The organism is Pseudomonas sp. 22515 (assembly GCF_052044625.1).
Classification (GTDB): domain Bacteria; phylum Pseudomonadota; class Gammaproteobacteria; order Pseudomonadales; family Pseudomonadaceae; genus Aquipseudomonas; species Aquipseudomonas alloputida.
In genome coordinates this window covers 596-13,346 of record NZ_JBQENN010000053.1, presented here as the reverse complement: position 1 = coordinate 13,346, position 12,751 = coordinate 596, and the positions used below count along the sequence as shown (strand labels likewise).

Below are 12,751 nucleotides of genomic sequence, written 5' to 3'. Positions count from 1 at the left end.
GCCCGCGCTGCCTCGTAGGAGCGGGTTTACCCGCGAAGAGGCCGGCACAGGCAATACCGCTTATCAAGCAACAGCCCCTTCCCCAGGCCGCCCCCCCACCACAAACCACAGCGGCCACAGCGCCAACGCCCCCGCCACCCCCGCCGCCAGGGCAAAATGCAGCAAGCTGGCACCGGCGCCAATCATCGCCAGCAGCGCACCGCCGAGCCCCAGCAAGGCAATGGTGATCATCCCCAGCATGGCCGAAACCAGCCCCTTGCTCTGCTCACTGGAGAACAGCGTCATGCGGTACAGCACCGCATTGGCCACGCCCAACCCCAGCGCATACAGCGACATGCCAGCCACCACACTGGTCACACTCGGCCAGTACCAGGTCGCCAGCACCATCAGGCACAGGCCCGCCAGGTATGGCCAGAGCGCACCACGCACCAGGGCTGGCAGCGGGTAGCGATCGGCAATGCGGTTGATGATCAGGTTACCGAGGATCAGCCCGCCAAAGACCGGCAACTGCCACAAGGCATACTCCAGGGTACTCAATCCCTCATCGTGAATCAGCAGCACCGGCGACAGGCCAATCCAGCCAATCAGCGGCAATCCGACCAACCCAAGGGCGGCGCTGCCTGCAACGAAGCGGCGGTTGCCCAGCAGTTGGCCATAACCTGCCAACAGTGGCAGCAGGTGAATCGGCGTGAACGCCAGCCGCGAGCCGTCACGGCGCTCCACGCCCAGGGTTTCCGGCATCAGCCGGTACAACAGCAGCCAGGCCAGCACCGCGCCGATGGCGAACGCCACGAACAGCCAGCGCCAATCCAGCCATTGCAGCAGCAAGGTGCCCACCAGCGGCCCGAGCAGGGGCGACAGCAAGGCGATGTTGGCCAGCAGGGCCATCATGCGTACAGCATCAGCCTCGCTGAAAGCCTCGTTCAGGGCCGGGTAGCTGACCGTGACCACAAAGCCCAGGCCAATGCCCTGCAACAGGCGCAGCAGGTTGAACAGGCCGATGTCCTGGACCCAGAAGGTGGCCAGGCAGGCCAGGCCAAAGAATGCGCAACCGACCAGCAGCAGCGGGCGCCGTCCATAACGGTCGGCCAACGGGCCGATCAGCCATTGCAGTACTACGCCGCCCAGCAGGTACAGGTTGAGGGCATGGGGTATGTATTCGGGGCTGGCGTCGAGGTCGTTGACCACGACAGGCATGGCCGGCATGACCGCGTCGCTGGCCAGGTAGGTCAGCAGTTCGAACAGGGCCAGGGTCAGGCCGAACAGCAAGGCACGCAGAGGGGTGATATACAGCAGTGGTTTCATGATGACGTATCGGGTGTGGCGGGCGGGGTCACGCTATATGCCAGAAATGACTGGAAATTGCTGTGAGCAAGTGTAATCAGGGTCGGAAAAAGCTGGGGCCGCTTTGCGCCCCTTCGCGGGCAAGCCCGCTCCTACACAGAACACGCATGTCCTNGCGCAAAGCGGCCCCGGCTTTAACGCGGTATTACTGCGTTGCAGTCTCCTGCACCACGCGAATAACCCGCTGCGGAAACGGAATATCGATCCCTTCGGCCTTCAACCGGTCACGCGCATACTCGTTGAGCATGAACATCACGTCCCAGTAATCGGAGGTCTTGGTCCACAAGCGCAGCGATACGGTGATCGAGCTGTCGCCCAGCGTCGACACGACCGCCTGCGGTGCAGGGTCTTGCAGAACACGCGGGTCCTTTGCCAGCTCCAGCAACACATTGCGGGCCTTCTGCAGGTCAGCCTCGTAGTCAACGCCCACATCGAACACCACCTTGCGCGTCGGCTGGCGGTTGGTGTTGGTAATGATGCCGTTGGACAGGCTGCCATTGGGCATGATGACCGTCTTGTTGTCACCGGTGCGCAGCACGGTGTGGAAGATCTGGATACTGTCGACGGTGCCGGCAACGCCCTGCGCCTCGATCCAGTCACCGATACGGAACGGGCGGAACATCAGGATCAACACACCACCGGCGAAGTTCGCCAGGCTGCCCTGCAAGGCAAGGCCGATGGCCAGGCCTGCGGCACCGATGGCGGCGACGAACGAGGTGGTCTCGATGCCGATCATCGAAGCCACGCTGACCAACAGCAGCACCTTCAGCACGATGTTCGCCAGGGTGCTGATGAAGCCCTGCAGCGCCAGGTCGGCGTTGCGCAGGCCAACCAGCTTGCCGAGGCGGGCGCTGACCTTGTTGATGATCCACCAGCCAACCGCCAAGGTCAGCAGTGCCAGCAGCACACGGCTGCCGTATTCCATGATCAAAGGGATCCACGTCTGGGATTGGCGGACGAGCTGGTCGACCTCAGCGTTCAAATCCATATTCATCTCCTGATGCCGAGCGGCAAGTACACGGTAGAACAGGCCGCGCGTGTTATTACGCAACCCCGGCCCCCATGGACATCATTTGGCCATCGGGGTTCCGGGCCACCCCCACATCAGTCGCGGAAGTTGTTGAACTGCAGCGGCATGTCGAATTCCTTGGTGCGCAGCAGGGCAATGGCTTCCTGCAGATCGTCACGTTTCTTGCCGGTTACCCGTACCTGCTCACCCTGGATGGCGGCTTGTACTTTCAGCTTGCCATCCTTGATGGTGGCAACGATCTTTTTTGCCAGGTCCTTGTCGATGCCTTCGCGGAACTTGGCTTCCTGTTTCTTTTCCTTGCCGGAGGCGTAGGGGTCCTTGGTTTCCAGGCACTTCACGTCGATCTTGCGCTTGACCAGTGCAAGGCGCAGGATCTCCAGCATCGCCTCGAGCTGGAACTCTTCCTCAGCAGTGAGCATCACGGTCTGCTCTTTGTCCTTGAACTCGAAGGTGCCTTTGCCCTTGAGGTCGTAGCGGCGGTCCAGTTCCTTGATGGCGTTGTCGACCGCGTTCTGCACTTCGTGCTTGTCCAGTTCCGATACCACGTCGAACGAAGGCATGGTTGTTCTCCCAAAATAAAAGCGCGCTCAGGCTGAAGATGGAGCGCGCTGGGTTTGAAGGTTAAAATGCGGGCTCATTATAACGGGTTGCGAAACGCATATGAGCAGCACCTGGCATATTCTCGGCGCCGGTAGCCTTGGCAGTCTGTGGGCCTGCCGGCTGGCACGCGCCGGCAAGGCTGTGCGCCTGATCCTGCGTGACGGGCAACGGCTGCAGGCCTATCAGCAGGCCGGTGGCCTGACCCTGGTCGAGCAGGACCAAACCCGGCGCTACGCCATACCGGCCGAAACGGCGCAAGCGCAAGGCCCGATCCACCGGCTGCTGGTGGCCTGCAAGGCCTATGACGCTGCCCCGGCGATTGCCGGTCTAGCACCTCGGCTGGCCGAGAGCGCCGAAGTGCTGCTGTTGCAGAATGGCCTGGGCAGCCAGGATGAAGTCGCCGACCTGGTGCCGCACGCTCGCTGCATCTTCGCCTCCAGCACCGAAGGCGCCTTCCGCGAGGGGGACTGGCAAGTGCGTTTTGCCGGCCATGGCTTCAACTGGCTAGGCGACCCACGAAGCCCCATGCTCCCCGCCTGGTTCGATGACCTGCACGAGGCCGGTATCCCCGCTGAGTGGACAGTAGACATACTGACCCGCCTGTGGCGCAAGTTGGCGCTCAATTGCGCCATCAACCCGCTGACCGTACTTCACGATTGCCAGAATGGCGGGCTGCTGGGGCACCTGGGTGAAGTGCAAGCCCTGTGCGTCGAACTGGCCCGACTGCTGCGCCGTTGCGGCCAGCCGCAAGCAGCCGAGGGGCTGGACGAAGAAGTTCAGCGGGTAATCCTCGCCACCGCAGCCAACTACTCTTCCATGTACCAGGACGTGCATGCAGGACGGCGCACCGAGTTGCACTACCTGCTCGGCCATGCTTGCCGCGCTGCGGGCCGTCATGGCCTGCAACTGCCGCAGCTGGAACACCTGCTGCAGCGCTTGGTCGAAAACCTGCGCGTGCGTGGCTTGCCTTGCGACTGACGCGGCCCTTCCACCGGATACGGACATTGCCTTGCCCATGACCTTGCGCCAACGCCTGGAAAACCTCCCGGTCGGGCAGAAGCTGCTGGCGGCCCTGCTGGTACTGCTGGTGACCATCTTGCTGATGGCCAACCTCACCTTCATCAGCGCCGCCTACTGGATCACCCAGGAAAGCATGGCGCCGCAGGCTATGCACACCATCGGCCGGCTGGTGGCCAATCCACAGCTTGCAGCCCGCGCCGGCGACACCCCGGACACGGCCCGTGCCCTGCTCAAGGAACTGGACAGTTACACACCGCTTCGCGCCGCCGCCATCTACGGTGGCGATGGCCGAATGCTGGCGCAGTTGCAACATGGCGAGCCGCTGGCCCTGCCCAAGCGTTTTCGCAACATCGACGGCTGGCGCCTGATGGAGTTTCGCAGCACTCAGTTGATCCGCATCCCCCGCGATGCCAACCCACCGGCACATTTGCTGTTGGTAGCCAGCAGCGAACTGCCCACGGCCTTCTACACCGGCACACTCAGCGCCAGCCTGGGCATCCTGGTGTTCAGTGTCCTGCTATGGATCGTCATCGCCCGGCAGATCAAACGCCTGATCACCCAGCCGATCAACCAGCTTGAGGAGCTCAGCCGCCAGGTTACCCGCGAAGAGAGCTACGCCTTGCGTGCCCAGCGCGGCAATGACGATGAAATCGGCAGCCTGGCCGAGGCCTTCAACACCATGCTGTCGCGCATCGAGGCCCGCGAGCAGCAGCTCAAGAGCGCCCGCGACGAGTTCCAGAGTGCCTACGACCAGGCTCAGGGCCTTGCCGAAGAAACCCGCCACACCAACCGCAAGCTGGAACTGGAAGTACAGGTACGCAGCAAGATCGAGAAAAAGCTCACCGGTTTTCAGAACTACCTCAACAGCATCATCGACTCGATGCCCTCGGCACTGATCGCCCTCGACGAACAGCTCTACGTGACCCAATGGAACCACGAAGCCACGGTGCTTTCCGGCACGCCACTGGACGAGGCACTTAACCAGCCGGTGTTCATTGCGTTCGAGCCGCTGAAGCCGTTCCTCCCGCAACTGAAGGAAACCGTGGAAAAACATCGAGTGGCGAAGATCGAGCGGGTAACCTGGCCCAAGGGCGACGACCTGCGCCACTACGCCCTGACCTTCTACCCACTGACGGGCGGCGGCGGGCGCGGCGTGGTCATTCGTATCGACGACATCACCCAGCGTCTGTCGTTGGAAGAGATGATGGTGCAGTCAGAAAAAATGCTCTCGGTCGGGGGGCTGGCTGCCGGCATGGCGCACGAAATCAACAACCCGCTGGGCGCTATCCTGCACAACGTGCAGAACATTCGCCGACGCCTGTCGTCCGACCTGCCGCGCAACCAGGAACAGGCCGAAGAGCTGGGCATCGACCTGGCCACGATCAACCGCTACCTGGACAGCCGCGAGGTGCCGCAACTGCTCGACGGCATTCAGCAGGCCGGTGCCCGGGCGGCGAAGATCGTCACCCACATGCTCAGCTTCAGCCGCCGCAGCAACCGCCAGCTGGTGCCATGCGAGCTGCCGGCACTGATCGATCAGGCGCTTGAAATTGCCGGCAATGACTTCGATCTGGCCATTGGCTTCGACTTCAAGGGGCAAGCCATCGTGCGCCAGTTCGACCCCGACCTGGGGCCGGTCCCATGCACCGCCAACGAGCTGGAACAAGTACTGCTCAACTTGCTGAAGAATGCAGCCCAGGCCATCCACCAACGCCCGCAACCTAGCGAGCCCGGACGCATCACACTGCGCACCCGGCTAAACCCGCCATGGGCAGAAATCCAGGTCGAGGACAACGGCGTCGGCATGCCCGAGGCAGTGCGCAAGCGCACCTTCGAGCCGTTTTTCACCACCAAGGAAATCGGCCAGGGTACCGGGCTGGGCCTGTCGGTCTCGTACTTCATCATCACCAACAACCACAAGGGGCAGATGGAAGTGCAATCCACGCCAGGCCAAGGCACCTGCTTTACCCTACGCCTGCCCCTCACCCAGCCGGCAGCGGCGGTGCCGGCCAGAACGGAGCAATGACATGGGCTACCGCCTTTCGAAGATCTATACCCGCACCGGCGACAAAGGCGAAACCGGCCTGGGCGACGGCCGTCGGGTGCCCAAGGACCACCCGCGGATCGAAGCAATTGGCGAGGTGGACAGCCTGAACAGCCAGTTGGGGTTGCTGCTGGCGAGGCTCGCCGAGCAGGGGCTGAATGAAGTGACCACAGTGCTGGCGCCGTGTCAGCACCGCTTGTTCGACCTGGGTGGCGAGCTGGCGATGCCCAGTTACCAGGCATTGAACCTGGCGGAAGTGGAGCGCCTGGAGGCGGCCATCGATGTGTGGAACGAAGAGCTGGGGCCGCTGAAAAACTTCATTCTGCCCAGTGGTTCGGCGCTGGTGGCGCAGGCGCATGTGTGCCGCAGCCTCGCGCGCAGTGCAGAGCGCCGGTGCCAGCAGTTGAATGCCATGGAGCCGCTGGAAGGCGTTGGTTTGGCGTATATCAACCGGCTTTCCGATCTATTGTTCGTGGCGGCGCGGATCATCGGGCGGCGCCAGGGGGTGGCTGAGGTTTTGTGGCAGCCCGCCGAGAAACCCAAAGGCTGATACTTCTGGGGCTGCTTTGCAGCCATTCGCGGGCTTGCCCNTGTGAGTTTCCTGTGGGAGCGGGCAAGCCCGCGAATGGGCCCCGCAGCGGCCCCGGTTACAGGGGACTCAAACCTCGGGCCAGAACGCCCGGATCCCGGCTACACCCTGTGCCCCGGCTTCCCAGGCCTGCTCGCGCTCACCCGGCCCTACCCCACCCAGCAGGTAAACCGGCTTGTTGAACCCGGCAATCAACCGCTGCGCCTCATCCCATCCCAACGGCACCGCCTCTGGGTGAGTCTGGGTCGCCTGCACTGGCGACAGGGTGACAAAGTCCACGCCCATCTGCTCAGCCAGCGCCAGCTCTTCGGCACTGTGGCAGGATGCCGCCAACCAGCGCTCCTTGGGGAACGGTCGGCCCCTGGCGGCGTACTTGCGCAGCTGCGCGGCCGTCAGGTGCCAACCGGCCGCCGGGAAATCACCCAGCCATTCCAGTGGCCCTTTAAGCATCAGCTGCGCCTTGCCCGCACACAGCCCGACCGCATCCACCGCCACGTCGCGGTACTTGGGGTCGTACATGTCCGGGGCACGCAACTGGATCAGGCGAATACCATTGGCCACCGCCTTCTGGATGCCCTTGAGCATTTGCGGCACTTCCAGGCCGTCCGGGGTGATCAGGTACTGGTCCGGCAGGCGCGCAGCGGCGACGATCGGCTTGTTGGCCTCGGGGAATTCGTACTGCGGCAAATCGCGCGGGGCAACCCACTCCAGCGGCTGGCCTTCGGCACCATGGGGTTCGCCAGTGAACGCTTCGACCTCGCGCACGTCCAGCAGCACCTGCTTGTCCGGGTAGTCATGGCTGACCTTGATCAGCGCACGCGAATGGCTTACCTCGATGCCCAGCTCCTCGCGCAACTCGCGGGCAAGCGCCGCTTCGACGCTTTCGCCTTCTTCCACCTTGCCACCGGGGAACTCCCACAAGCCGCCCTGGTGCTGGGTATCGGCACGGCGTGCGATCAGAATACGGCCATCAGCGCCGCGAATCACGGCAGCTACTACATGAATCCGTTTCACGCTTCACGCTCCTCCAGGCCTGCCTGTTGCCATGCCTGGAAGGCTGGCCATTGATAAATGGTCTCGATGTAGGCTGCCGCCTCGGCGGGGACTTCTACGCGGTAGGTGCGCAGGCGCACGGCCACCGGGGCAAAGAAGGCATCGGCCAGGCTTGCCTTGCCGAACAGGAACGGGCCGCTGTCCTTGGCCACCAGACGGCATTCGGACCACAGCGCAACGATGCGGTCGATGTCGATTTGCACGTCCAGCGGCACGCTGTCCAGCGCCTGGTCGCGCGACAAGTCGAACGGCATGGCGCCGCGCAGGGCAAAGAAGCCGCTATGCATCTGCGCACAGGCCGAACGGGCCTGGGCACGCGCCGCCACATCGGCAGGCCACAGCTGGGCTTCGGGGTGGCGTTCGTTGAGGTATTCGGCAATGGCCAGCGAGTCAGCGATCACACCGTGCTCGCTCTTGAGCAGCGGCACCTTGCCGGTGGAGGAGAAAGCGAGGATGCGCTGGCGGGTATCAGGCTGGTTCAGCTTGATCAGGGTTTCTTCGTAGGGCACGCCAGCCAGCTCGAGGGCCAGGGCGCCACGCAGCGACCAGGAGGAGTACAGCTTGTCGCCGATGATCAGGTGATAGCTCATGGTTCGGCTCCATCAGGTTTGTATTGCAAAACCCGCAGGCCGCTGCGCGGCCTTTCGCGGGCAAGCCCNCCTGCAGGCATTGCAACACCTGTGGGAGCGGGCGTGCCCGCGAAGAGGCCTTCGGATCAGTAGATCAGGTACGGTACTCGGCGTTGATCTTCACGTACTCGTGGGACAGGTCGGTCGTCCAGATGGTTTCGCTGCACTGGCCACGGCCCAGTTCGATTCGGATGGTGATCTCTTCCTGGGCCATCACTGCCGAACCCTGCGCTTCGGTATAGCTCGGGCTGCGGCCGCCTTTGCTCGCAATGCAAACGCTGTCCAGGTAAACATCGATCAGGCTCACATCCAGCTCCGGTACACCGGCACGGCCTACGGCAGCGAGGATACGGCCCCAGTTCGGGTCGGAAGCGAACAGCGCGGTCTTGATCAGCGGCGAGTGGGCCACGGCGTAGCCGACGTCCAGACACTCCTGGTGGTTACCACCACCGTTGACTTGCACGGTCACGAACTTGGTCGCGCCTTCGCCGTCACGGACGATGGCCTGGGCCACTTCCATGCACACTTCGAACACGGCCTTTTTCAGCGCTTCGAAGAGCGCGCCGCTGGCTTCAGTCACTTCCGGCAGGTCGGCCTTGCCGGTAGCGATCAGCATGCAGCAATCGTTGGTCGAAGTGTCACCATCGATCGTGATGCGGTTGAACGACTTGTTGGCGCCGTCCAACATCAGGTCCTTGAGGACGCTTGGTGCCACCTTGGCGTCGGTGGCGATGTAGCCCAGCATGGTCGCCATGTTCGGGCGGATCATGCCTGCACCCTTGCTGATACCGGTGACGGTAACGGTCACGCCATCGTGCTGGAACTGGCGGCTGGCCCCTTTGGGCAGGGTGTCGGTGGTCATGATGCCGGTAGCGGCCTCAGCCCAGTTGTTCTCCGACAGGTTGTCGAGGGCGGCCTGCAGCGCGCCTTCGATCTTTTCGACCGGCAGCGGCTCGCCAATCACTCCGGTGGAGAACGGCAGTACCGACTCGGCCGGTACGCCAGCCAGTTCGGCCAGCTTGGCGCAGGTGCGCTCGGCGGCGGCCAGGCCTGGCGCGCCGGTGCCGGCGTTGGCGTTACCCGTGTTGGTCAGCAGGTAGCGCACGGTGCCCTGTACACGCTGCTTGGACAGGATCACCGGCGCTGCGCAGAAGGCGTTGAGGGTGAACACGCCAGCCACGCTGGAGCCTTCGGCACAGCGCATGACCACCACATCCTTGCGCCCCGGGCGCTTGATACCGGCAGAAGCGATACCGAGTTCAAAACCCGGAACCGGGTGCAGGGTGGGCAAAGGACCAAGACCAACAGCCATTAGAGCGCTCCTAGAAAAAACGATGATGTCGAAAAAGGGGCCGCTTCGCGCCCCATCGCGACACAAGGCCGCCCCCACAAGGATCGCGCCCGTTCNTTGTGTCGCGAAAGGGCCGCAAAGCGGCCCCAGGCTTGTACAACGTAAGGTTCAGATCACTCGATCTGACCATGGCAATGCTTGAACTTCTTGCCCGAACCACACCAGCACGGCTCGTTGCGGCCCAGCTTCTGGTCATTGCGTACTGGCGCCGAGGCTACCGCTACTTCGGCACCCTCCTCGCTCAGTTGCTCACTTTCCAGGCCCGGTGCAGCGGCGTGCTGGAATTGCATGCGACTCGCCAGCTCTTCGGCTTCGCGGCGCAGGCGGGCTTCTTCTTCGGCCGGGTCTTCGCGGCGAACCTGTACGTGCGACAGCACGCGGATGGTGTCGCGCTTGATCGACTCCAACAGCTCCTGGAACAGGCTGAACGACTCGCGCTTGTACTCTTGCTTCGGGTTCTTCTGCGCATAACCACGCAGGTGAATACCGTGACGCAGGTGGTCCATGGTCGACAGGTGGTCTTTCCACAGGTCGTCCAGTACGCGCAGCAGAATCTGCTTCTCGAAGGTTCGCAGGGCGTCGAGACCGGCCTGGTCTTCCTTCTCGGTGTAGGCAGTGGTGATCTCGCTCAGCAGCTTCTCGCGCAAGGTCTCTTCGTAGAGGTGATCGTCCTCGTCGAGCCATTGCTGAATCGGCAACTTGATGGCGAAATCGCTGGCCAGCGAAGCCTCCAGGCCGGCTACGTCCCACTGCTCTGGCAGCGACTGCGGCGGAATGTGCTGGCTGATGGTAGCGTCCAGTACTTCCTTGCGGAATTCGACGATGGTGTCGCCAATGTTCTCGGCGGCCAGCAGGCTGTTGCGCATGTGGTAGATCACCTTGCGCTGCTCGTTGGCGACGTCGTCATATTCGAGCAATTGCTTACGAATGTCGAAGTTGCGGCCTTCGACCTTGCGCTGGGCTTTCTCGATAGCGTTGGTGACCATGCGGTGCTCGATGGCCTCGCCCGACTGCATGCCCAGTGCCTTCATGAAGTTCTTCACCCGGTCAGAGGCGAAGATGCGCATCAGGCTGTCTTCCAGCGACAGGTAGAAGCGGCTGGAACCCGGGTCGCCCTGACGACCGGAGCGGCCACGCAGCTGGTTGTCGATACGGCGCGATTCGTGGCGCTCGGAAGCGATTACATGCAGGCCACCCGTCTCGATCACTTGCTGGTGACGCTTCTGCCAGTCGGCCTTGATCTGGGCGATCTGCTCGGCTGTCGGGTTTTCCAGGGCAGCCACTTCGGCTTCCCAGTTACCGCCCAGCAGGATGTCGGTACCACGGCCAGCCATGTTGGTGGCGATGGTCAGTGCACCTGGCGCGCCTGCTTGCGCGATGATCTCGGCTTCCTTCTCGTGATACTTGGCGTTGAGCACCTTGTGGTCGATCCCTTCCTTTTTCAGGAGGTTGGACATGTGCTCGGAAGTTTCAATGGTCGCGGTACCTACCAGCACCGGACGGCCCAGCTTCATGCTTTCCTTGATGTCGGCGATGATCGCGGCGTATTTCTCGTCAGCGGTCAGGTACACCAGGTCGTTGTAGTCCTTACGCGCCAGTGGCTTGTTCGGCGGAATGACCATCACGTTCAGGCCGTAGATCGACTGGAACTCGAATGCTTCGGTGTCGGCGGTACCGGTCATGCCGGACAGCTTGGTGTACAGGCGGAAGTAGTTCTGGAAGGTGGTCGAAGCCAGGGTCTGGCTCTCGGCCTGGATGTTCAGGTTCTCTTTGGCTTCGATGGCCTGGTGCAGGCCCTCGGACAGGCGACGGCCCGGCATGGTACGGCCGGTGTGTTCGTCGATCAGCAGAACCTGGCCGTCCTGGACGATGTACTCGACGTTGCGGTGGAACAGCTTGTGTGCACGAAGACCGGCGTAGACGTGTGTCAGCAAGCCCAGGTTGTGCGCGGAGTACAGGCTCTCGCCCTCAGCCAGCAGGCCCGCCTGGGCCAGCATCTCTTCGATGAACTGGTGACCGGCTTCGTTCAGCTCCACCTGGCGACTCTTCTCGTCGATGGTGAAGTGGCCTTCCTGGGTGACCTGGCCTTCGACCTCTTCGATGTGCTGGGTGAGGCGCGGGATCAGGCGGTTGATCTCGATATACAGCTTGGAGCTGTCCTCGGCCTGACCGGAAATGATCAGCGGGGTACGCGCTTCGTCGATGAGGATGGAGTCGACTTCGTCGATCACGGCGAAGTTCAGTTCACGCTGGAACTTCTCGTCCTGGCTGAACGCCATGTTGTCGCGCAGGTAGTCGAACCCGAATTCGTTGTTGGTGCCGTAGGTGATGTCGGCTGCATAGGCGGCGCGCTTTTCTTCCGGCGGCTGGAAGGCCGAGACGATACCGACCGACAGCCCGAGGAACTCGTACAGCGGGCGCATCCAGTTGGCGTCACGGCGGGCCAGGTAGTCGTTGACGGTGACCACATGCACGCCCTTGCCGGACAATGCGTTGAGGTAGACGGCCAGGGTACCGACCAAGGTCTTGCCTTCACCGGTGCGCATTTCTGCGATCATACCCTCGTGCAGGGTCATGCCGCCGATCAACTGCACATCGAAATGGCGCATGCCCATTACACGCTTGCCAGCCTCGCGGGCCACGGCGAAGGCTTCGGGCAGCAATTGGTCCAGTGTCTCGCCTTTGGCCAGGCGTTCCTTGAACTCTGCAGTCTTGCCCCGCAGTTGCTCGTCGGAGAGGGCCACCATCTTCTCTTCGAAGGCATTGACGATACTCACCGTCTTGAGCATGCGTTTGACTTCACGCTCGTTCTTGCTTCCAAAAAGTTTTTTTAACAAAGGCGCAAACATATCGGCAGGATCTTCCACACGTAGGGATGGAGGGCGGCCCCATGAGTCGCCCGTGCAGCCCATAGGCCGCATGCGAACGAGCATTCTACCCGGAAACGATGGTGAGGAAAGTGGTGGATTTCCACGATGCTGATACAGCGTTTTGGCAGGGGCCTGTTTTAGATAGGGGCATTTTCACTGAGTTCAAGGCTTGGCAACATGAAAGCTATCGAGAACCAGTCTTGTCTTTGGCTGCCTGTGCC

10 protein-coding genes are annotated in these 12,751 nt (G+C 62.5%); 3 read left to right on the top strand and 7 right to left on the bottom strand.

Features of this window, described 5'->3' with window-relative positions; all coding sequences use genetic code 11:
* Positions 1–63 precede the first annotated feature (63 nt).
* The 3 genes from ACTJJN_RS26570 to ACTJJN_RS26560 form a co-directional block, all read right to left on the bottom strand.
* The gene (locus ACTJJN_RS26570; protein WP_012053645.1) at positions 64–1,305 is read right to left on the bottom strand and encodes an MFS transporter; all 1,242 of its coding nucleotides are present in this window, start codon (positions 1,303–1,305) and stop codon (positions 64–66) included.
* A gap of 184 nt (positions 1,306–1,489) precedes the next feature.
* The gene (locus tag ACTJJN_RS26565; protein WP_003251892.1) at positions 1,490–2,332 is read right to left on the bottom strand and encodes a mechanosensitive ion channel family protein; all 843 of its coding nucleotides are present in this window, start codon (positions 2,330–2,332) and stop codon (positions 1,490–1,492) included.
* Positions 2,333–2,448: 116 nt separating this feature from the next.
* A complete protein-coding gene (locus ACTJJN_RS26560) occupies positions 2,449–2,934 on the bottom strand; it encodes a YajQ family cyclic di-GMP-binding protein (protein WP_003251890.1) in 486 nt (161 codons plus the stop codon).
* Positions 2,935–3,034: 100 nt separating this feature from the next.
* On the opposite strand from ACTJJN_RS26560, the gene ACTJJN_RS26555 reads away from it, so the two are divergent.
* The 3 genes from ACTJJN_RS26555 to ACTJJN_RS26545 are packed head-to-tail and all read left to right on the top strand — an operon-like array spanning position 3,035 to position 6,588.
* Positions 3,035–3,952: a putative 2-dehydropantoate 2-reductase gene (locus ACTJJN_RS26555; protein WP_012053646.1), complete on the top strand. Its 918-nt coding sequence runs from the start codon at positions 3,035–3,037 to the stop codon at positions 3,950–3,952.
* A 37-nt stretch (positions 3,953–3,989) separates the two neighbouring features.
* Positions 3,990–6,020: a sensor histidine kinase gene (locus tag ACTJJN_RS26550; RefSeq protein WP_012053647.1), complete on the top strand. Its 2,031-nt coding sequence runs from the start codon at positions 3,990–3,992 to the stop codon at positions 6,018–6,020.
* 1 nt (position 6,021) lies between these two features.
* The gene (locus tag ACTJJN_RS26545) at positions 6,022–6,588 is read left to right on the top strand and encodes a cob(I)yrinic acid a,c-diamide adenosyltransferase (protein ID WP_440781767.1); all 567 of its coding nucleotides are present in this window, start codon (positions 6,022–6,024) and stop codon (positions 6,586–6,588) included.
* Between the two features lie 108 nt (positions 6,589–6,696).
* Here the strand turns inward: ACTJJN_RS26545 and ACTJJN_RS26540 are convergent, their stop codons facing one another.
* From ACTJJN_RS26540 to secA, 4 genes are all read right to left on the bottom strand, one after another.
* Positions 6,697–7,641 (bottom strand): Nudix family hydrolase, encoded by a 945-nt coding sequence (locus ACTJJN_RS26540; RefSeq protein ID WP_003251883.1) that lies wholly within the window; start codon positions 7,639–7,641, stop codon positions 6,697–6,699.
* Entirely contained in the window at positions 7,638–8,270 is a 633-nt protein-coding gene (locus tag ACTJJN_RS26535; protein WP_003251882.1) for a glutathione S-transferase family protein, read from the bottom strand. Before ACTJJN_RS26535 ends, ACTJJN_RS26540 begins: the two co-directional genes overlap by 4 nt.
* Positions 8,271–8,403: 133 nt before the next feature.
* On the bottom strand, positions 8,404–9,621 hold the full coding sequence (argJ, locus tag ACTJJN_RS26530) for a bifunctional glutamate N-acetyltransferase/amino-acid acetyltransferase ArgJ (protein WP_003251879.1): 1,218 nt from the start codon (positions 9,619–9,621) through the stop codon (positions 8,404–8,406).
* 152 nt (positions 9,622–9,773) lie between these two features.
* Positions 9,774–12,509: a preprotein translocase subunit SecA gene (gene secA / locus ACTJJN_RS26525; protein WP_017147940.1), complete on the bottom strand. Its 2,736-nt coding sequence runs from the start codon at positions 12,507–12,509 to the stop codon at positions 9,774–9,776.
* Between the last annotated feature and the right edge of the window lie 242 nt (positions 12,510–12,751).

Coding starts and splice junctions, on each gene's coding strand:
- ACTJJN_RS26570 (WP_012053645.1), bottom strand. CDS start 1,305: ATGAAACCACTGCTGTATATCACCCCTCTGCGTGCCTTGCTGTTCGGC.
- ACTJJN_RS26565 (WP_003251892.1), bottom strand. CDS start 2,332: ATGGATTTGAACGCTGAGGTCGACCAGCTCGTCCGCCAATCCCAGACG.
- ACTJJN_RS26560 (WP_003251890.1), bottom strand. CDS start 2,934: ATGCCTTCGTTCGACGTGGTATCGGAACTGGACAAGCACGAAGTGCAG.
- ACTJJN_RS26555 (WP_012053646.1), top strand. CDS start 3,035: ATGAGCAGCACCTGGCATATTCTCGGCGCCGGTAGCCTTGGCAGTCTG.
- ACTJJN_RS26550 (WP_012053647.1), top strand. CDS start 3,990: ATGACCTTGCGCCAACGCCTGGAAAACCTCCCGGTCGGGCAGAAGCTG.
- ACTJJN_RS26545 (WP_440781767.1), top strand. CDS start 6,022: ATGGGCTACCGCCTTTCGAAGATCTATACCCGCACCGGCGACAAAGGC.
- ACTJJN_RS26535 (WP_003251882.1), bottom strand. CDS start 8,270: ATGAGCTATCACCTGATCATCGGCGACAAGCTGTACTCCTCCTGGTCG.
- argJ (WP_003251879.1), bottom strand. CDS start 9,621: ATGGCTGTTGGTCTTGGTCCTTTGCCCACCCTGCACCCGGTTCCGGGT.
- secA (WP_017147940.1), bottom strand. CDS start 12,509: ATGTTTGCGCCTTTGTTAAAAAAACTTTTTGGAAGCAAGAACGAGCGT.